Origin of the sequence: Photobacterium minamisatsumaniensis, from assembly GCF_050336695.1 — a bacterium.
GTDB classification, from domain to species: Bacteria; Pseudomonadota; Gammaproteobacteria; order Enterobacterales; family Vibrionaceae; genus Photobacterium; species Photobacterium minamisatsumaniensis.
This window is the reverse complement of sequence record NZ_JAKJSI010000015.1, coordinates 17,274-37,798: the sequence shown is the minus strand read 5'-3', so window position 1 is coordinate 37,798 and position 20,525 is coordinate 17,274. Positions and strand designations below refer to the sequence as shown.

The 20,525-nt window shown below is 45.4% G+C and carries 17 protein-coding genes; 9 read left to right on the top strand and 8 right to left on the bottom strand.

Annotation, left to right across the window (positions count from 1 at the left end):
- Positions 1 to 161: 161 nt before the first annotated feature.
- The 3 genes from deoA (at position 162) to deoD (ending at position 3,606) form a co-directional block, all read left to right on the top strand.
- Positions 162 to 1,493, top strand: a complete 1,332-nt coding sequence (deoA, locus tag L4D78_RS07300; RefSeq protein ID WP_428466299.1) for a thymidine phosphorylase — start codon at positions 162 to 164, stop codon at positions 1,491 to 1,493.
- Between the two features lie 10 nt (positions 1,494 to 1,503).
- Positions 1,504 to 2,724 (top strand): phosphopentomutase, encoded by a 1,221-nt coding sequence (locus L4D78_RS07295; RefSeq protein ID WP_428466298.1) that lies wholly within the window; start codon positions 1,504 to 1,506, stop codon positions 2,722 to 2,724.
- Positions 2,725 to 2,880: 156 nt separating this feature from the next.
- Entirely contained in the window at positions 2,881 to 3,606 is a 726-nt protein-coding gene (deoD, locus tag L4D78_RS07290; protein WP_428456373.1) for a purine-nucleoside phosphorylase, read from the top strand.
- A gap of 69 nt (positions 3,607 to 3,675) precedes the next feature.
- Here deoD and L4D78_RS07285 read toward each other — a convergent pair whose 3' ends face one another.
- Positions 3,676 to 4,287, bottom strand: a complete 612-nt coding sequence (locus L4D78_RS07285; RefSeq protein ID WP_428466297.1) for a YtjB family periplasmic protein — start codon at positions 4,285 to 4,287, stop codon at positions 3,676 to 3,678.
- An 81-nt stretch (positions 4,288 to 4,368) separates the two neighbouring features.
- On the opposite strand from L4D78_RS07285, the gene serB reads away from it, so the two are divergent.
- The gene (gene serB / locus L4D78_RS07280; protein WP_428466296.1) at positions 4,369 to 5,349 is read left to right on the top strand and encodes a phosphoserine phosphatase; all 981 of its coding nucleotides are present in this window, start codon (positions 4,369 to 4,371) and stop codon (positions 5,347 to 5,349) included.
- A 17-nt stretch (positions 5,350 to 5,366) separates the two neighbouring features.
- Here serB and L4D78_RS07275 read toward each other — a convergent pair whose 3' ends face one another.
- Positions 5,367 to 7,721, bottom strand: coding sequence for a PilZ domain-containing protein (locus tag L4D78_RS07275; protein WP_428466295.1), 2,355 nt, complete (start codon positions 7,719 to 7,721; stop codon positions 5,367 to 5,369).
- Between the two features lie 146 nt (positions 7,722 to 7,867).
- Between L4D78_RS07275 and radA the strand changes: the two genes are divergently transcribed.
- Positions 7,868 to 9,256, top strand: a complete 1,389-nt coding sequence (gene radA / locus L4D78_RS07270; protein WP_428466294.1) for a DNA repair protein RadA — start codon at positions 7,868 to 7,870, stop codon at positions 9,254 to 9,256.
- A 114-nt stretch (positions 9,257 to 9,370) separates the two neighbouring features.
- Here radA and ettA read toward each other — a convergent pair whose 3' ends face one another.
- Positions 9,371 to 11,038: an energy-dependent translational throttle protein EttA gene (gene ettA, locus L4D78_RS07265; protein ID WP_428466293.1), complete on the bottom strand. Its 1,668-nt coding sequence runs from the start codon at positions 11,036 to 11,038 to the stop codon at positions 9,371 to 9,373.
- Positions 11,039 to 11,345: 307 nt separating this feature from the next.
- On the opposite strand from ettA, the gene sltY reads away from it, so the two are divergent.
- Both sltY and trpR read left to right on the top strand, forming a co-directional pair.
- Positions 11,346 to 13,277, top strand: a complete 1,932-nt coding sequence (sltY, locus tag L4D78_RS07260) for a murein transglycosylase (RefSeq protein WP_428466292.1) — start codon at positions 11,346 to 11,348, stop codon at positions 13,275 to 13,277.
- An 84-nt stretch (positions 13,278 to 13,361) separates the two neighbouring features.
- Positions 13,362 to 13,679, top strand: a complete 318-nt coding sequence (gene trpR, locus L4D78_RS07255; RefSeq protein ID WP_428466291.1) for a trp operon repressor — start codon at positions 13,362 to 13,364, stop codon at positions 13,677 to 13,679.
- Between the two features lie 118 nt (positions 13,680 to 13,797).
- On the opposite strand, the gene yjjX is transcribed toward trpR, so the two are convergent.
- From yjjX to L4D78_RS07235, 4 genes are all read right to left on the bottom strand, one after another.
- Complete coding sequence (gene yjjX / locus L4D78_RS07250; RefSeq protein ID WP_428466290.1) at positions 13,798 to 14,328, bottom strand: inosine/xanthosine triphosphatase; 531 nt, start codon at positions 14,326 to 14,328, stop codon at positions 13,798 to 13,800.
- A 110-nt stretch (positions 14,329 to 14,438) separates the two neighbouring features.
- The gene (locus tag L4D78_RS07245; RefSeq protein ID WP_428456364.1) at positions 14,439 to 15,077 is read right to left on the bottom strand and encodes a helix-turn-helix domain-containing protein; all 639 of its coding nucleotides are present in this window, start codon (positions 15,075 to 15,077) and stop codon (positions 14,439 to 14,441) included.
- Between the two features lie 521 nt (positions 15,078 to 15,598).
- Complete coding sequence (locus L4D78_RS07240; RefSeq protein WP_428466289.1) at positions 15,599 to 16,705, bottom strand: M20/M25/M40 family metallo-hydrolase; 1,107 nt, start codon at positions 16,703 to 16,705, stop codon at positions 15,599 to 15,601.
- A 264-nt stretch (positions 16,706 to 16,969) separates the two neighbouring features.
- Positions 16,970 to 17,239, bottom strand: coding sequence for a hypothetical protein (locus L4D78_RS07235; RefSeq protein ID WP_428466288.1), 270 nt, complete (start codon positions 17,237 to 17,239; stop codon positions 16,970 to 16,972).
- A gap of 457 nt (positions 17,240 to 17,696) precedes the next feature.
- Here L4D78_RS07235 and L4D78_RS07230 point away from each other — a divergent pair, with 457 nt between their 5' ends.
- Positions 17,697 to 18,860 (top strand): threonine/serine exporter family protein, encoded by a 1,164-nt coding sequence (locus tag L4D78_RS07230; protein WP_428466287.1) that lies wholly within the window; start codon positions 17,697 to 17,699, stop codon positions 18,858 to 18,860.
- Positions 18,861 to 19,289: 429 nt separating this feature from the next.
- Positions 19,290 to 19,781 carry a very short patch repair endonuclease gene (locus L4D78_RS07225; RefSeq protein ID WP_428466286.1) on the top strand — a complete coding sequence of 164 codons (492 nt, stop codon included), beginning with the start codon at positions 19,290 to 19,292 and terminating at the stop codon, positions 19,779 to 19,781.
- 54 nt (positions 19,782 to 19,835) lie between these two features.
- Here L4D78_RS07225 and L4D78_RS07220 read toward each other — a convergent pair whose 3' ends face one another.
- On the bottom strand, positions 19,836 to 20,519 hold the full coding sequence (locus tag L4D78_RS07220) for a hypothetical protein (protein WP_428466285.1): 684 nt from the start codon (positions 20,517 to 20,519) through the stop codon (positions 19,836 to 19,838).
- Positions 20,520 to 20,525: the final 6 nt, after the last annotated feature.

The window sequence follows — 20,525 nt, the reverse complement described above, 5'->3', positions numbered from 1 at the left end:
ACTCTTTACTGTTTGGTTCTTGCCTAGGTTGCTTTATGCAGCATATGGGGCGGCTGCCCTGTACCCGAGAATCATATCTATTGCCGAATTATCGTTTTAAATCGAGCAACGCCATCAAGTAAACGGTCATTACTCTACACTAGAATTTACTGGGGAATACCATGTATTTACCACAAGAAATCATCCGCAAAAAACGTGACAACATTGAACTAAGCGCCGAAGAAATTAATTTCTTTATTCAAGGCATTGCCAAAGACACTGTGTCTGAAGGTCAGATAGCAGCGTTCGCTATGGCTATCTACTTCAATGATATGACCATGGACGAGCGTGTTGCATTGACATGCGCCATGCGTGATTCAGGCATGGTTATTGACTGGAGCCACATGAACTTCGATGGCCCAATTGTTGATAAGCACTCTACAGGTGGTGTTGGTGATGTAACCTCATTAATGCTTGGCCCAATGGTGGCTGCATGTGGCGGTTATGTGCCGATGATTTCAGGCCGTGGTCTCGGTCACACGGGCGGTACGCTTGATAAGCTAGAATCAATTCCGGGTTACAACATTACGCCAACCAACGAAGTGTTCGGCCAAGTTACCAAAGACGCAGGTGTTGCCATTATTGGTCAAACGGGCGATTTAGCACCGGCTGACAAGCGTGTCTATGCGACCCGTGATGTGACAGCAACGGTTGATAATATCTCTCTGATCACTGCATCGATTTTATCGAAGAAACTTGCAGCGGGCCTTGGTTCGTTAGTTATGGATGTAAAAGTCGGTTCTGGCGCTTTCATGCCAACTTACGAAGCATCTGAAGAGCTCGCTAAGTCTATTGTTGCAGTCGCGAACGGTGCGGGCACAAAAACAACCGCATTGCTTACCGATATGAATCAGGTATTGGCATCAACTGCGGGTAATGCACTCGAAGTACGTGAAGCCGTGCAATTCCTAACCGGTGAATACCGCAACCCTCGCTTATTTGAAGTGACCATGGCATTGTGTGCCGAAATGTTGGTAAACAGTGGGTTAGCGACGGATATCGAGCAAGCACGCGAGAAGCTTCAGGCAGTACTAGACAACGGTAAAGCCGCCGAGAGTTTCGGTAAGATGGTTGCTGGCCTTGGTGGCCCTGCAGATTTCATGGAAAACTACGATAACTACCTAGAGCAAGCTGAACTGGTTAAGCCTGTTTATGCTGAAACCACAGGCTATGCCTTTGCGATGGATACCCGAGCGTTAGGTATGGCGGTTGTTGGTATGGGTGGTGGCCGCCGTGTTGCAGCAGATACTATCGACTATGCCGTAGGTTTGAGCGACATGATTCGCCTTGGCGAAGAGGTCAATGCTGACAAGCCACTGGCAGTGATCCATGCGCGTAATGAATCACAGTGGGAAGACGCTGCGAACGCTGTACGTGCTGCAATTACTGTGTCTAACGAAAAGCCTGAGCCGACACCTGAAGTTTACCGTCGTGTTCGCCCTGAAGATGTTTAATGGAGTCAAAATGAAACGTTCTATTATCTTAGTACTTGATTCATTTGGTATTGGTGCTACGGAAGATGCCGTCAAATTCGGTGATGTAGGCTCAAATACCCTAGGCCATATAGCACAGGCTTGTGCACGTGGTGAAGCGGATAACGGTCAGCGTAGTGGCTTGTTGCATTTACCTAACCTGAATAAATTAGGTTTAGGTAAAGCGTGTGAAGAGTCTTCCGGCTATTTCCCTGAAGGTCTTGATCCTAACGCCGAAATTACGGGTGCATACGCACACGCTGCTGAATTGTCTTCAGGTAAAGATACACCATCAGGTCACTGGGAAATGGCGGGTGTGCCAGTGTTATTTGATTGGGGTTACTTTACCGATCACAGCAACAGCTTTCCTCAGGAATTGACTGATCGCATTCTAAAGCGTGCGAACCTTTCAGGTTTCCTAGGCAACTGTCATGCGTCGGGTACTCAGGTACTGGATGATCTTGGTGAAGAGCACATGAAGACGGGCATGCCAATCTTCTATACCTCTGCCGATTCTGTGTTCCAGATCGCTTGCCATGAAGAAACATTCGGTCTCGACAACCTGCTTGAGCTTTGCCAAATTGCACGCGAAGAGTTGGAAGACTACAACATTGGCCGTGTTATTGCGCGTCCGTTTATTGGTGCGGGTAAAGGTCAATTTGAGCGAACGGGTAACCGTCGCGACTTGTCGGTTGAGCCACCAGCAATAACAGTGCTGCAGAAGCTTGTTGAAGAAAAAAATGGTGAAGTGATCTCTATCGGTAAAATCTCTGATATCTACGCGGGCTGCGGTATTACTCAAAAAGTAAAAGCAACTGGGATCCCGGCACTGTTTGATGCGACATTAGAGAAAATCAAAACCGCAGGTGATAACAGCATTGTGTTCACTAACTTTGTTGATTTTGATTCAGCTTATGGCCACCGTCGTGATGTGGCAGGCTATGCCGCGGCACTTGAGTACTTTGATAAGCGTTTACCAGAGATCCTTGAACTGCTGCAGGAAGACGATGTATTGATCATGGCTGCAGACCACGGTTGTGATCCAACATGGGAAGGCACTGATCACACTCGTGAGCATATCCCTGTGTTAGTCACGGGCCCTAAAATAAAAGCGGGTTCATTAGGCCGTCGCGACACGTTTGCGGATATTGGCCAGAGCTTGGCAGAGTACTTTGGTACGTCTGATATGGAATACGGAAAGTCATTCCTATAACAACAAGAAGCAAGTAGGCAATGGCTAACTGCTTTAACGACTTTATTGATAGTGTTTCGGTCTATATTTGTTTTAGATCGAAGCAGTATTTACAAGACTTGATTACATTGAGTTGGTATTGCAAAACAACCAACAAATGATAGAAGGGAAATAACGATGGCGACTCCTCACATTAATGCTGAAATGGGTGACTTTGCAGACGTAGTACTGATGCCTGGTGATCCATTACGTGCTAAATACATTGCAGAAACCTTCCTAGATGATGCAAAAGAAGTGTGTAATGTACGTAGTATGTTTGGTTATACCGGTACTTATAAAGGTCGTAAGATCTCTGTAATGGGCCACGGTATGGGTATTCCTTCATGTTCAATCTATGCAACTGAGCTAATTAAAGATTTCGGCGTGAAGAAAATCATCCGTGTTGGTAGCTGTGGCGCGGTACGTGATGATGTAAACCTACGTGATGTTGTGATCGGTATGGGCGCATCTACTGACTCTAAAGTAAACCGTATTCGTTTTAACGATCACGATTTTGCAGCACTGGCAGATTACGGCATGGTACAAAACGCCGTTGATGCAGCGAAAGCAAAAGGCGTTGACGTTAAAGTGGGTAACATCTTCTCTGCGGATCTGTTCTACAGCCCTGATTTCGAATTCTTCAAAACCATGAAGAAATACGGCATTGTTGGTGTTGAAATGGAAGCGGCGGGTATCTACGGCCTGGCAGCAGAGTTTGGTGCTAAAGCACTGACTATTTGTACTGTTTCAGACCATATCTTGCGCGGCGAAGCGACGACATCTGAAGAGCGTCAGCTAACGTTCAACGAAATGATGGAAATCGCATTAGAATCTGTTCTGCTTGGTGATGCTGAAGAAGCATAAGCGAACGCTTAGAATTAGAAAGGGCTTGCCGTTCGGCAAGCTCTTTTTTTATGGGCTATCCGCCCAAGATCAGTCTTTCGAGTTGGCGGTCAGTAAAAACGGGAAATGCCAAATATCTTTACGACGACCAAACGTTAAGGCCAGTAAAAAACCAATGCCAAGCGCACTGACGATCAAGCCGCGTATCACGTTGGTCATGTAGTCAATATCGCTGTGCGTTTTGCTGACGACTTTATTGTGCTCAAGGGTGATCCGAAGAAAGCCAACCACTTGCCCTTCTGATTTTATAGGTTCGATCAGTTGCTGACGGCCATAGCTGGCCACAGACAGCGGGGTCGACATGCCCGTTACTTGCTCGAGCGGCATGGCATCAGTTGTTTTAGCAAATGTTACCCCTTCAACATCGTAAATGGTCGCATCTAAGATCAAAGGTTCTGAAGATAGCTGCTGAACAAGCTCTTGCAGGCTATCTTGTTTTTTATCGACTAAATCGCTGGCTGCTGTATTAGCGGCCTGACGAACCAAGAGGCGCGATAGCTGTTGAGTTTGTTCGCTAAGACTTCGGTAGTTACGCTGGGTGATATCTGAGCCGTACTCAAGCATGGCAATGATCGCGGCAAAACAACTTACGAGTACCGTAAATTGCCACAGTCGTTGAAAGCGTGTTTTTTTTAATTTCATGATTTCATGATTTCAGGCTAAGTTTTAGGTTCAAAATGCATATTGAGGCTTGCCCTATGATTTTGCAATAGGGTAGTTTTAATGCATAACTCTAACACGGATGTCTATATAGTGCTTAAAATCAGAAAACATACTTCACTACTTCAGTCTTACCCTGAGGTTGTCAACGCCACCAATCATGAGAGAAACCAGTCAGCGACACTTATTTACGGTGCAGCGATAAGCGTTGATGTGGTCGCTCACATTGAACATGCCTTAGGCGAACGATTACTTCTGACTGCCGCGTGGAAGGTTGGTGAGTACGATTGTTTGCTAGTAAAGAACCCTTTTTCATCCCAGCTTGAACAATGTGTGACGCATTACCAGCTTGATATTGCTGATATTCGTGAGATCCCAAATTTGTCTGAACCCGGTTTAGTCGTTATGGACATGGATTCAACGGCGATTCAGATCGAATGTATTGATGAAATAGCTAAACTGGCGGGAGTGGGTGAACAGGTCGCAGAGGTTACTGAACGTGCGATGCAAGGAGAGCTCGACTTTGAAGAGAGCTTAAGGCAGCGTGTCGCGACACTTGAAGGCGCTGATGAGTCGATTCTTGAGTCGGTACGGGCTAGTTTGCCGATGATGCCTGAATTGCGTGAGTTAGTGGCAACGTTACATCACTATGGTTGGAAAGCGGCGATCGCTTCGGGTGGATTCACCTACTTTTCGGACTATTTGAAACAAGAACTCAACTTGGTTGATGCTCGCTCTAATACCCTTGAAATTATAAATGGCAAGCTAACGGGTAAAGTATTGGGTGATGTGGTTGATGCCAATGCGAAGGCCGACATATTACAAGCGCTTGCTGAGCAGTATGATATTGCCTACCACAATACGATTGCCGTAGGCGATGGTGCCAACGATTTAGCGATGATCAAAGCGGCAGGACTAGGGATTGCCTACCACGCGAAACCAAAAGTGGAAGCAGAAGCACCCGTTGCCGTCAGGTATGCTGACTTGGGTGCGGTGATTTGCCTGCTTTCGGCTTCATTGTTGCCACAAAAATTGAACTGGTAATCTCAAGGCCCTAGCGATTATTTTATTTCCAACCTCACCAGTACTTCATCGGTAATATCGTGAAGTTCACCGCAACCGATAAGCGCGCTGAGTTCTTCTTCTAGTGCCCTTGCCCGATGTAATGTCATTCGGGCAAGTTCACCGAGATCTTTGCTGATCAAAGCGGTGATAGGGCTTAATACAGGCACTGCTGTGATCCGGATTGCCATGAACTCACCGAGCTTTTTCGCGTTTTTGATGAAGTTAATCCTGTCATCAATGCAGCTGAATTCATCAATAAGTTTACTGTCGATATGGCGAATGTTAGTGCCTTTTCTTTGTACCCAGAGATAAAGTTCATGCGTATGCGGCTGGTGAATATCGACAGGTCGCATGGTTTCAGCCAGTAAGCGTTTTAAGCGGTTCTTAAACAGGGGTTCCAGTGACAGTTGCCCCTCTCCTCCGATTTGATTAAACAGCCGTGCCATGGGGGGGAGTGGGAAGTTACAGCCCACCGCTTTTATTTTGATTTTATGATCAACCTTTTCACCGAAGTACGGAATACTATTCAAGCGATTCAGTAGCATTTGGTGCATAGCCATGAGCAACTCACCCGTAGGGAGTTTTTCTTCCGTCATTATCAGCTTATTTTCATTGTGCTGAATCAGTTTGCGTAAAAATTGTTCACCGTGCAGTGCTTGGGGGCCGTCCCCCATCGTCAGTTGGATTGTTCCGTTGCTTGGGTTAACGCGAATAACCTTGTAGGGAATTTGGCCTAATACCGTTTTTTTATCGAGTTTCTCTAGCTGTGGGAATGAAATCGACACAGCATCGTCACGGCATACCGGTAAAGGGGTTTCAAGGCGAATGTTAAGCCCTCGCGCGGAGAAATCGAGGGTTTTCCCTTTCACTGGTGCATGCTGTGGGTGGTGGCACTCAACCTCGGTATCTAATAAAAAGCGCGCTTCACTGCGTTGAGGTTTGGGATCGAAGTAAATGGCTTTCGCTGAAGCGATTGGATTCCGCTGGTGGCGGAAGGCCTGCAGGGCTTTGCCTGAGAGCTGTGGTTTAATAGTTAAGCGGTAATCTTGATTTGCCAGCGGGTTGGTCAGATCTTGCAATAGCCCAATATGTGTCAGCGAGCTCATTTGTTCGATCATTTCCGGCGCAATATCTTTTAGTCGTTCAATGTCATCTTGTTCGATGGGCTGAATCGTTAGCCTGCTGACACGCCAGCTGCTGCGGGGGGCGCCGATATGCCAAAATAGGTTACGTTGTTCAATGGTCATTTCTGGCAGGGCTGCAGAGTAAAAATAGGCCTTGTTGTCGTGATCGTGACTAAAGCTATAGATCAACGTGCTGCCTTGCTTTATGCCCGCTTTCCCCAAGCTGGCCATTCTGTCTTGTGACAGTAAATGATTGATAACCGGTTGATTACGTTCATCATGCCAATCATCCCAAAGGTGGCGATTGTGTTGCGTTAATAAGCTGTATTTCAGTGTTGAACCCGAAAAAAACAGTGGCATAGAGGCACTGTGTTTTAAAAAGCAATGCTCGTAACCTTTGGTTCGGGTCTGAATGACTTTATCTTCATGGTTCTTTTTGGGTTTATAGTTAACGGCTTTTAAGCTTTGATCTATCGCGGATTTGATTAAAGCATTTTCACTGATGATTTTTAACCGAAGCCACTTAAAGCTGTCATTGTCTTTGTTTTCATCAATACCGAGAATGCGGTAACGTACCCCTTGATTTAAGCGTGGCTCACCCAGTACATCCGCCATCTTAGGGAAGCGAGCAGTAACGGACATCCCCAGATTATATTTAAAGGCGGCAGGCACTTTAAATTTAGCACCAGAATATGATAAGTCCGACGTCATGCCATTGACGACCTGATTGAAGGGAAGCTCCAGATTTACCTGAGTGGCTAGCTGTAATCGGTTCTCGTCGCGAGTGAGGTAATGACCAAAGCGGATAATAGGGGCGTCGAATTGGGTATCACGCTGTTCAACTTGTGCTTCTTTTAGCGGGTGTTGCTTTTGTTGCTGGTGCAGGACGCGAAAGTTATTACGAGTATTCATTAACGCTTCATAAAGTCCAAGGCGGAATTTCCCCCCAAAGATTTTGATGCGTTTGTGGTAAGTGTTGATGGCGACATCATCAAGCCAATGAGTCAGCCCGTCGAGTTCGTAAGGGCGGCACTCACCTTTTACTCGCCCTCGGAGATCGACGACCTGTCGACAAGGCGTCATGATCCGATGAAGCTCCATTTTGATTTTAAGCTTCGTGGGCCCGCTTTCACCTTCAGTAAACATTTGAAAGACGTCATCAAAGTCTGCACTGTCGTAAACCGGGATCAGCTTTTCAATTAAGCCTTTATGGTCGTCAAGCAACATAGTTATTTTTTATTTGTGAGTACGTAGTTTATTATCTGTATTTTGCAGTAAAAACTTGAGCCTGTAACCCTAAGGCATCATTAATTTTACGCTAAATGATATCCCAGCTGGGAATTTAACTATTTTGCTTACATTCAAGGTGAAACATGGCTAAAACTAAGCGGGCATACGTATGCAGTGACTGCGGTGCAGATTTTCCTCGCTGGCAGGGGCAGTGCAGTGCCTGTGCGGCGTGGAACACCATAACCGAATTTACGGTACCTAAGACCCGTGCCGCTGTTGGTGTCGCCGGGGCGTCAGCCGCGAACAGCTATGCTGGTGCTGCAACGAAAGTTCAGAAGCTATCTGAAGTTGAAAACAAAGACGTACCGCGTTTTGCTTCTGGCATTTCTGAACTCGACCGCGTGTTCGGTGGGGGTATTGTGCCTGGATCGGTACTGTTACTGTGCGGCGATCCTGGGGCGGGTAAGTCGACGTTATTACTTCAAAGTATCGGTGCCGTGGCTGCGACCAAGCCGTCTTTGTATGTCTCGGGGGAAGAATCGATTAATCAGATCTCCCAGCGGGCCCAGCGCCTAGGTATACAAAACCTCGATAACATTAATGTGGTGGCCGAAACCTCGGTTGAACAAGTTATCAGCCACATTTCAGCGCAAAAAACCGAGTTTGTGATCATCGACTCTATCCAAACCATGACAGTTGCTCACAATGATTCCGCAGCCGGTAGTCCAAGCCAAGTGAAAGAATCAGCCGCCGCGTTAACCCGTTTTGCAAAAACAGAAGGGGTAACGTTCATGATTGTTGGTCACATAAACAAAGACTCGAACGTAGCAGGCCCAATGCAGCTGATCCACATTGTGGATGGCTTATTTGCATTGTCTTCCACTGCAGATGAAAAGTTCAGGGTACTACGGACGTCCAAAAACCGTTTTGGTGCTGACTCTGAGTCGTGTTTCTTTGCGATGACCGAAACGGGTATGAAGCAAGTTAAAAACCCTTCAGCCTTATTCCTTAGCCGATCAGACAAGAACCATGCAGGTTCGGCCTGTACGACGCTGTGGGAAGGCACAAGGCCGCTGCTTGTCGAGATCCAAGCATTATGTAATAACTCAGTGACTGAAAACCCACGTCGCCTAACGGTGGGTTACGACTCAAACCGATTGGCCATGTCGATAGCCGTACTGGCGCGTCATGGTGGGGTGATGTTGTCTGACATGGATATCTTCGTGAACTGTGTTGGCGGTATTAAGATTGAAGAAACCTCGGCTGATTTGGCCGTATTGCTATCTATTTTTTCTAGCTTTAAAAATGCCCCGATCCCACAAGATGTATTGGTATTTGGTGAAATTGGTTTGAATGCTGATATTCGTCCGGCAGCCAATGGCGTTGAACGGATTAGAGAAGCGGCTAAGCAAGGGTTTACCCGCGCGATTGTGCCAAAAGCCAATGCAAGCCGTAAAATTAATGGCATTGAAATCATAGCTGTTGAAGATTTGCAAGAAGCGTTAACCGCGTTTGAGCGGGTTTCCCTGTAGTCACGACGACCTAAAGGTTACTCGTACGGTGACAAATGGTTGATATTATCGATGCAATGAAAAAGGGCTGCCAGTGGCAGCCCTTTGAGTATCAGTATGCAAGTAACCGAGAGATTACTTAGTAATACGCTTGTATTTGATACGGTGTGGCTCAGCCGCTTGTGCGCCCAGTGTTTTCTTCAACCAGTCTGTGTATTCGGTGTAGTTACCTTCGAAGAAGTTAACCTGACCTTCATCACGGTAGTCAAGAATGTGGGTCGCGATACGGTCAAGGAACCAACGGTCGTGCGAGATAACCATGGCACAGCCAGGGAACTCAAGTAGGGCTTCTTCAAGCGCTCGCAGCGTTTCAACGTCAAGGTCATTGGTTGGCTCATCGAGTAGCAGTACGTTACCGCCTGCTTTCAGAAGCTTCGCCAAGTGAACACGGTTACGCTCACCACCAGACAAATCGCCAATGCGTTTTTGCTGATCACTACCACGGAAGTTGAAGCGCGATACATAGGCACGTGCTGCTACTTCGTAGTTGTTGATACGGATGATTTCCGCGCCTTCAGAAATTTCCTGATACACGGTGTTGTCATCGTTCATGCTGTCACGGAACTGATCAACAGAAGCAAGGCTTACAGTCGCACCCATATCAATGGTGCCAGAATCTGGCTGCTCTGCGCCGCTCAGCATCTTGAATAGGGTTGACTTACCCGCACCATTGGCACCGATGATGCCAACAATTGCACCTTTCGGCATGCTAAATGACAGATCATCAATAAGAACGCGATCACCATATGACTTGGTTAGGTTCGTCACATCGATGACTTTGTCACCCAAGCGCTCACCTGGCGGGATGAACAGTTCGTTAGTTTCATTACGTTTTTGGTGATCGCTGGTGTTTAGCTCTTCAAAACGCGCCATACGTGCTTTTGATTTCGCTTGACGGCCTTTCGGGTTCTGACGTACCCATTCTAGCTCTTTCGCGATGGTTTTTTGGCGAGCCTGCTCTTGGGATGATTCCTGCTGTAGACGGGCATCTTTCTGCTCTAGCCAAGATGTGTAGTTACCTTCCCATGGAATACCTTCACCACGGTCAAGCTCTAAGATCCAGCCAGCAGCGTTATCAAGGAAATAACGGTCGTGGGTAATCGCCACAACAGTGCCGCTGTAATCGACAAGGAAATGCTCAAGCCATGCCACTGATTCTGCATCAAGGTGGTTCGTTGGCTCATCAAGTAACAGCATATCAGGCTTATCTAGCAGTAGACGACAGATAGCAACACGGCGGCGCTCACCACCAGACAGATGCTTAATCTTATCGTCCCACTCTGGTAGGCGCAGCGCGTCAGCAGCACGTTCTAGCTGCATTTCCAGATTGTGGCCGTCTTTCGTTTCGATCAGCGCTTCAAGTTCACCCTGCTCTTTTGCTAGGACGTCAAAATCAGCGTCTGGTTCTGCGTAGGCTGCGTATACTGCATCTAGGCGAGTTAGCGCATCTTTAACATCCGCAACGGATTCTTCTACGATTTCGCGTACTGTTTTTTCTTCATCCAGTACTGGTTCCTGAGGCAAGTAACCGACCTTCAAGCCTGTTTGCGGGCGAGCTTCACCTTCAATATCGGTGTCGATACCAGCCATGATGCGCAGCAAGGTTGATTTACCAGAACCGTTCAAACCTAGTACACCGATTTTGGCACCAGGGAAGAAGCTTAATGAAATATCTTTTAGGATTTGACGCTTGGGTGGGACGATTTTGCCCACGCGCGACATGGTATAGACGTATTCAGCCATATCCGATTGCGATCTCTAAACTTAATGGAAAGGGGTATTTTACCTGTTCTGGACATAAGTTTAACAGCAATGTTCATAATTAGTGCATAAGCTGAATAAATACTCGTCAGGATCTAGGCGTTGGTCACTCCGCAATGGAGGTTAGTCGCAATATGTGATGATCAGCGTGATGGTTTGACCTGTTTCCAATCTTGCTGCTCTATGCTTGTTAGTGAAAAATTTGTATGCAATAACTGACATACTTCAGAGGTTTATAGACATATAAAGCCTGATTCGACATGGATGCAGATAATAATAGGATGGTGTTGTGATTGTCACTTTTAACCGTAATTTACTATCAGGCCTGTTGTTTGCTATCGGAGGGTGGCTAATAACGCCAGTACATGCCAGCTCGATTGAACAACAGCGGGAATGGTATGAGCAAGCACAAGTGTCATTGGAAGATGACGAGCTTAAAGCGTATCAGCAACTGCGCAGTAAACTGGATGATTACCCATTAGCCCCTTACCTTGATTACCGGCGTTTCTCGCGCGATCTTTCGACGAAATCCCCTTCAGAAGTCAACGCGTTCGTTGACGAATATAAAGAGCTGCCATTTAGCACAACGATCAACAACCGTTACTTAACCCACCTTGCAGAGACCAAGCGCTGGCAGAACTTTGTTGATGTGCAGCCAACCCCGCCTCGTAGCGAAGTACTCCGCTGTCACTATTATTACGCACAGAGTCAGCTAGGCAATAAAGATGCCGCTTGGCAAGGCGCGCAGTCATTATGGCTGACAGGAAGATCCACGAATGATGCCTGTGATCCGCTACTGTCTCAATGGGAAAAGGCGGGCAAAAGAACCAATGCCCTGATTTTAGATCGCATGCTATTGGTGTATTCAGAAGGTGACCGCAATCGGCTGAAGTACCTGAATAAGCAGCTTAATGGCAGTGGGCAAAATAGAGGCAAAGCGGTGTTGTCGCTGTATGACAAACCCGAGGGGGTGGCAAGTTATGCCAAGCGCAGCAAGGTCACACCGTTTAACCAAGGTTTGACGGAACTTGCCTATAAGAAATTGGCGCGGGAAGATATACGCGAAGCGGTAAAGCAATATCAACGTACAATGGATGGTCAACATTTTGAGAAAGCAAAGCGTCAGGCATTTGCTGATTATGCCGCAGGGCGTTTGTTTTCAACCGATGATAAAAGCTTAATTCAATGGCGGGATAAACATTTAGCGGCAAGTCAGAGCGTAAGGTTATTAGAACGCCGGATCCGCGTCTCGATCCGGGAGGCGGATTGGAGTGAAGTGAGTAAGTGGGTTCAACGTTTACCAGAGAGTGCAAGACAAACGACTCGCTGGCAATTTTGGCAAGCAAGGTTAGCCGAATACGCCGGTGATGATGAGCTAGCTGAAAAAGGCTACCGTAGCCTGTTGGGACAGCGGGATTTCTATAGCGTCGCCGCTGCAACCATCTTAGAGGAAGAAATTGAATACCCGACGAAAACAATCACTCTTGACGGGGCTAAGACCAAAGAATATGACACGGCACTTTCCCGCATTGAAGAGCTGATCGTTTTAGATAAGCTACTGGATGCCAATCGAGAGTGGCATTACTTACTTCGAGGAAAAAGTGGTGATCAAATTGCCGTGCTTGCTGCTTATGCTGTGGCGAATAAATGGCATCATTTAGCGGTACAGGCAACGATATCTGGCAAACTTTGGGATCACCTTGAACTGCGTTTTCCTATTGCGCACAAATGGTGGTTTGATTTCTTTAGTAAAAAACGCGATCTTTCTGTGACCACGATGATGGCGTTGGCTCGCCAAGAAAGTGCGTTAAATGTCGAAGCAGTTTCACCTGTTGGAGCGAGAGGCTTAATGCAATTGATGCCTGCGACCGCAAAAGAAACGGCGAAGAAGTTAGGGCGTAACTATGCCGGCCAAAGCAGTTTATTTGATCCTGGTGTGAACATTCGCTTAGGCAGCGGCTATTTGAAAATGATGCTAGATCGTTATGATAATAACCGTATCTTTGCGTTTGCCGCCTACAATGCCGGGCCATCTCGGGTGACGCGTTGGCGCAAAGGAACCGATGAGAAATTGGATGTTTACGCGTTTATTGAGGCTATCCCATTTAACGAAACCCGAGGTTATGTTCAAAACGTCTTGATGTTTGAAGTGTACTATGGTGATTTGACTGAGGTTGATACCCCGTTATTAAAACAGAATGAGATCAAAACCAAGTATTAGAAATTATTCAATCGGTACTAGGTTACGCACTCGGAAACAGATAGAATCAGTACTCGAGAACGAGTACATCATGATGAGGATGACATGTCGAATATCCAAGAAACGCCGGAATTTTCTGAGTGGCAGCAAGTTGTTGATATTTTACGTCAGGCAGCAGCAGAAGAAAAAGATGATACCTTACTAAGGTTGCTATTAACGCCTGATGAGCGTTCGGTACTACTTTCCCGCGTTAATATTCTACATGAATTGCTAAACGGTGAACGCAGTCAGCGGAAAATCAGTGAGCTACTTGGTGTGGGGGTTGCCACAATTACACGAGGCTCTAATGAGCTGAAGCATCATGATGATGACACCAAAGTTTGGTTGGCTAGCTTGCTAGAGCAACAACGAGTCAAAGCATAACAATATCGCAAAGCTGACGAGTTAGAGCCATTAGCTTTGATATCGATATAAAAACGCCCCAGAGAGTGATTGCACTGTCTGGGGCGTTTTTTATTATGAGCAATAGCTGCTGGTAGTATTAGGCGTTCTCAGAATGAAACAAAGCAGGGTTGATAAAAGGGATCAAGGCCAAGATAAGCGCTTGTTGATACACAGAGCTGCGGCTTAGTCGGTGGTTAGTTAGCATCGCAATGGCTCCGCCTTTTTGCTTGATATTTGTTTGGTTGAACATCTCGTCCATCACATCACCTAATTCAGTGCCTTGATGCAATTTTTCTAGCGCGAGAGGGGGGAGAGGTAAAGAGGCTGAACGGGCCTCACCACGCTGGTCACCGCTTTCAATCACCATCCAAGCAAACGTGAAATGGCCGTCGATACCCGCTTCAAGTCCCACGTAAAAATCGGAATTATTGACCACTTGGCGAGCGTTATAAACACGGTTTCGTGCGCCTTGTAATGTTTCATCGGCACACATGGGTTGCTCTCGGACACCGCTCGCAACACTGATACCTTCAACAGAGAAGGATTGGTCGGGAAAGACCATGTTAAATGCGTCTTCAACCGCAGAGATTTTAGCGGGGTTGGTTGAGGCGACAATAATCGTAGGCATAGCAGACTTCCATTGTTTGATTGCCGATTATTGTACTGTATGGCGGCGCGTTGTCACACCGCCATGGAGGCTAGTTTTTTGTGTTACTCAGAATGACTTATTCTGATGGATTAGCGGTCGAATGACCAATCCGATTGAATGATATAGCCGTGGATTTGGAATTCACCGTTATTTACAAATAGGTTAGGAAAATCAGGTTGTGAGGTTGAGAAAACCACACCGTCAGCCAGTTGAGTCATGTGATAGAAGTCGGGTTCACTGCCTCTAACAGAAGCAAACACAGGTTGCTTAGGTCGGTATGTCGCTTCGCGTGTTGCTAACGCATAGCTACCAACCGGTGCACATTGGGCGATATTCTCATTGTCGATTAATAGGCCTAGGCATTCATCACGATCTAAATGGTGAGGGATCGCTCGCTTACTCACCACGTCAACAGTTGCACCGCTGTTGTAAGACAAGAAATCTTTACGGTGGATAATCGGGATATAGGTGCTCGTAGTGCCTGATACCGATTCATTATTGATTGTTGTCGTTGCTTGAGTGCTAGTATCTACTTGCCCAGTAAGTAGATAGCTAATAGATGTACTTAGTGCCTCAGCAATTTTTTCAAGTTCACGAACTTCGATACCGTATTTACCGGATAATTTACGGCTCATTGTGCCTTGTTGTAATTCAAGAGACTCACCGAGTTGCTTCTGGCTGATCCCTTGTATTTTAGCTAATCGCTTAATTCGTTCTAAATATTCCATAGTCACTAGCTTCCTGCTTAAAGTTGTTGAACACAAAATGCATTCTTAAAAGTCATAAATGATTTTACTGATAACAGTGTTAAAGGGAGCAATCAGGTATGGAAAATGCGATTGGTTTCGTCAAAGGAATATATTGAAATTAGAATATGGGTAAAAAAAGGGACAAAATTCACTTAGTGAAATAAGTCATGTGCTTATGCTTCACTTGAATAAAGATCACGTTTTACATGTGTTATTAATTTCTGCACAAAAAGCGTGCGACACTGTGAATTGTGTGATTATTTCGTTAAGTAATTGAAAGTAAACAGGTTGCTTGTGCGATTGTTATTGTGGTGGGAGAAAAGCGCATTTTTGGTGCTATTGAGGACGGATTGGCATATTTTGGGGGGGGAGCCGAGTGAGATTCGCCTCGCTAGATTAAAATTAGAAGCGATGAAGTGTTACGGATAAAGTGGGGTATTCCCTGATGGGATTATAGAAAATACGGCGAGTAAGGTATAAACATACCCGCCGTAATATGCTTAGCGAGTTAGGTAGGTATACAGGAACTCTGTAATTTCTACCATGTCATCAATCTTGATGAACTCTTCAGTCGTATGTACTTTTGCCATACCCGTCGACAGGTTAACGGTCTTCAAGCCTTTACTGTTAAAGATGTTAGCGTCGCTACCACCACCCGTAGGCTTAGTCATGGCGTCAATATCGTTAGCTGCGAATGCTGCTTTGATTTTTTCCACGTGTGGGTCGTTGCTATCAATGCGGTAGGCATTGTAAGCACGGGTTGAAGCAATGTTGATTTCAGCGCCATGTTTCTTTGCCGCTGCTTCAAATGTGCTGATCATATGATCAACTTGTGCTTGTAGCTTGTCATCATCTAATGAACGCGCTTCAGCTTCAATGAATAGCTCTGGCATAACGATGTTCGTTGCCTGACCGCCTTTAACAACACCAATGTTTGCTGTTGTTTCTTCATCAATGCGAGATAGCTTCATGTTTGTGATTGCATCAGCAGCGACTGTTAGGGCATTAATGCCTTCTTCAGGCGCAAGGCCAGCGTGTGCAGGTTTACCTGTAATGTTTACTTTCAGGTTCTGCTGACCCGGTGCTGTTGTGATGATGGTGCCAATATCGCCACCAGAATCAAATACAATACCCGTTAATGACTCTACTTTGCTCATGTCGAAGTTTTGAGAGCCATGTAGGCCGCCTTCTTCATACACTGTGAAAGCCAGCTCAATAGTTTGGTGATCACGGCCATCTGCTTTAATAGAGCGAACCGCTTCCATGATTGCAGCAATGCCTGATTTATCATCACCACCAAGAATGGTATCGCCTTTTGAGCGGATGATGCCATCTTCAATAATTGGTTCGATACCGTTACCTGGAGTAACTGTATCCATGTGGCAGCTTAGTAGAATAGTACCTTCAAGCTTGCCTTCTAGTTTGGCGTAGATGTTGAAGCCATTTGAGATCTCAGCGGGAACCGGTAAATTTTGCACTTCAAAACCAATAGCGCCTAGCTGCTCTGCTAATGCTTCTGCAATTGCTTTTTCGTTACGTGATTCGCTGTCGATCTTTACAAGATCAATAAAGTGTTGGATCAGACGATCCTGATTGATATTTGCCATTAAAACACCTCCAATTATTAAGGCTATCTTATATGCCAAATAATGGGTGCGTCTTTGATCTTCGACCAATTTCGTGGTGTTTATCACTGTAAAAATTAAAATGTTAAGTCAATAACTCTATCTTGTTGGTGGAATGTTCTGAGTGGGTTGGGCGTGTGTTTTGAAGTCGTTAAATGCTGGGTGGGGTTCTAGGCCCTCGTTACTTTATCTATATAGGAACGAAGGCCATCAAATAATTCGCTGTCTGCTGCTAAGGGCTAGGCGCTACATTAGCGTTTCATACAACTCATCAAGTGAGTTCTCTAACTGGAAAAGCTGCTCTTCTTCGTTAGCATTGAGCTCTTCTATGGCATAAAGCGCGTCCATTTTATTATTGGTAAGATCAATTTTTTTCTGAACTTCAATATTATGCTGCTCAACCATATCGTCGAAGTCATTGGCTTGCAAACTCAAGCTCATGAATGAAAATGTTAAAGGAGCGATGACGCTACATGTTAACAGTTTACGCATTTTGCCGAGGAGAGACGCTTTCATTATAAATTCCATCTTAATTTCATTCTATGAGTGTACTGAATAATATATCACTAGTTGATTGATGGATTTGATGTTTCTCAAAGAGGCAGTTATTCCATAAGCTTAAATCTACACTCACGAAGATACTGGTATGTGTGTAGAAGCCTTTAGGCCTTGTAATATCATCATGCCCTTCTGGAATAAAGATAACTATCCATCAATGTTTGTAGTGATAACTGATATTTGCGCTAAGTTTTTGATTATTAAACGGTGACTATAGGCAGTAAAAGAAAGAGCTTATAAGATTGTTGAGAAATAAATTGCATATAAGTTTCAACAGCTTAACAGCATTAAATTGCTAAAATCTATTGCTGGTGAAATAGCATAGATATAATGCTATTTCTGAGACTACGCTCACTCGTATCTGTGGCACTTATTTGTTACCTTACGGGCGTTTTTTACTCACTCTGATCTGACTATGACTTCACAATACATAATCAATAAAGTTGTAGAAATTGGGGATACATTGCATCGCTGTGGATGCCCACCCTACAAGGTGGAAAAGTATACTCAGCACTATGCTAAAAAATATGATGCGGAAGTCATGGTGCAGGCCATGCCAACCTCAATTAACTATCAGTTTCTTGGTAAGAGAGATACCGTAGTTCTTAAGCGTCACAAACCCGCCTCTATTGATCTGGCCTTACTGGCTAATACCATTGATCGCATTAATCAACCTCGCAAAGAAAAGCCAGCAAAAGACTTTCACTACCCGACTTGGGTCGTGGCATTGGCCAATATGGGGATCCCCCCTGCCTATCTGATGTTGGTTGGTAGTACATTGGAAGCGGTAGGATATGCCACCTTGCTAGGGTTGATGGTTTGGTTAGTACAGTTGGTTTGCCATGGCCGCCGTGCAATTGCTGCTGAATTTATCGCGGCATTGATAACAGGTTTGTTTGTTGCCTTTATCGTTAGCCTTGGTATTCATGTGCCTGTTTGGGCGCTGTGTATTGCTTCGATAGTCTTGTTTGTACCCGGATTATCGATTGCTAACTCCTTGGAGTGTTTGGCATTCAACGATTTGGTCTCTGGTACCGCTTTACTCGGACAAAGTATGCTGACCCTACTCAAACTGTTTATCGGAGTGATGATTGGTTTGAACATCGGCGAAGCTTGGTGGGGGGTAGTGGATAGTATACCGTATACCAATGAAATACCCCTATGGCTGCATGTCTTTGGTTTGATGTTGATTTCTACATCGATTGGGGTGATCTTCAATGCCCGCCCACAAGATATTTTGCTTGGTCTACCGGTTGCAGTATTAGGGATGTGGGGGCCGATGTACTTGGGCTTTGGTGGTGATTGGGTTGTGGGCACTTGGGTTACAACGGTGTTGATCACCTTGTATGGCACTAAAATTGCCAAGCTGCTTAACCTAACAGGATCTATTTATATTGTGCAGGGGATCATCATTCTGGTTCCCGGTAGTCGAGTTTTGATCAGCGCGAGCCAATCAGTATTCGAGCAATCCATCTTACCTATTCCTAATATCGGCTTATCAGCTATCTTCATGTTTTCAGCGATTGTGGCAGGGCAGATCACCGCTTATTCGCTTTATTCTCCAAAGATAGATCGCTAGGCCTACTTCTTTTCGCTGCGATTGATGTTCAAGTCACAGTCCTGAACAGCTAAATACAAAAAGGGCGGTAATCTTTCGATTACCGCCCTTTCCAAACGTTTGGTGGAGCTGGCGCAAGCTTTTCCTGTAAGCGTTCCGCTACCTCCCTTCCAAGAATGTATTCAGCGTCATCGATCGCTTGATGAGAGTTCAGAAAACACACCTACGCCGGGGAAAATGGTGCTTTGGGGAGGTCGGAAAGCTCACAACCCAATACAGGGAAGGCTTTCAGCTGTATAAGAAGCATAAATCGATGAACGATTTAGGACGACAGCGACAAATTAGCTGGATTTAGTCACCAACTTTTGAGTGGCCTGAGTGGGAAGCAGCCCATTTGTAGCGATTACTTTGATTATACTTATTGTGTAATGGAAAAGAGTATTATTTCCTATGCCTGACATGTCGTTATTCCCATCGAAAAATACCAAGTTAGAGGTTGGCTTACGGAAGTTGATTTTCTCGAAGGGGTTCCGTTATCGATTACATGCCCGAAAACTTAAAGGTTCTCCTGATCTGGTATTCCCAAAATACAAAGCTGTGATCTTTATCCATGGTTGTTTCTGGCATGCACATGATGGATGTAATGTTGCCCATACCCCAAAATCAAACCAAGCATTTTGGATTGAGAAATTCCAGCGTAACCGTGAGCGTGATAGTAAGGCTAAGGAATGGCTTGAAGAGGATGGGTGGAGGGTATTGATTATCTGGGAGTGTGCTTTGAAGAAGTCTGCTAGCTTTTCTGTAGATGACCTGATTGAATTTGTTTGCTGCTGGCTAAATGGGGAGGCGAGATCTTGTGAAGTAAGCGGGTGGAGTCCCTTGCCTATGCTTGAGGTTGATATTAATGTGGGCAAAGTACAGAAGGTACATAGTGAATGGTGATAGAGGTTGGTACACTGCAGCACAAAATGCATGCTACAGTGCGGCTTCGTGGGGTTAACAGTCAGGTAAATTGCGAGGTTTAAAGTCGCCAGCTGCAATCTTGTTTTTTAGTTCTAAGATAATGGGAACATTGAGCTCAGCTTCATAGCTTGGCTTATGTCTTTCTCCTTTGAATATCTCGATAGCCTCTTTCAGGGGAATGAGCTGCCACATCTCTACGTTTAAACAATCCGTCCAGAACTTAGTTTTATTGCGCCAATCTACATCATTTTCGAGAAACAGTATCCCTACTTCATCTAGCTCGTGATAGTTAATTGCACCAACGATATAAGCAGTATGAAACCGGCGTATATCTTTCCTCTCATCCCCTTTTTTTCTTTCTAAGCTAATGAAAAAAAAGTAATCGGGTTGTTGGTGTGCATGGTTATAGAATGGGGCGCTATTGTCATAATCAATTTTAGGTCTAACGGTTCTGTCTTTGGTCTTTACATCAACCTTAATATTGTCACCTATGACATAGTCATGCGTTGTTTCTTCTAGCTCGGGATTGAATGAGATACTGTTCTCCCTCATCCAATATTCAGCGATTACCTCGCCCAAGCAACCAACACCATTTGCTTCGTCTTCACGATGCGACCTTTTAAAAATCTTCTGGTTTGCAGAACGGTACTCGGCCTCTTGATAAACGGCTTCTGAGATTCTTGTGACTTTCGTGTAAGTAAAATTCCGCTTTCTCATCGTTCA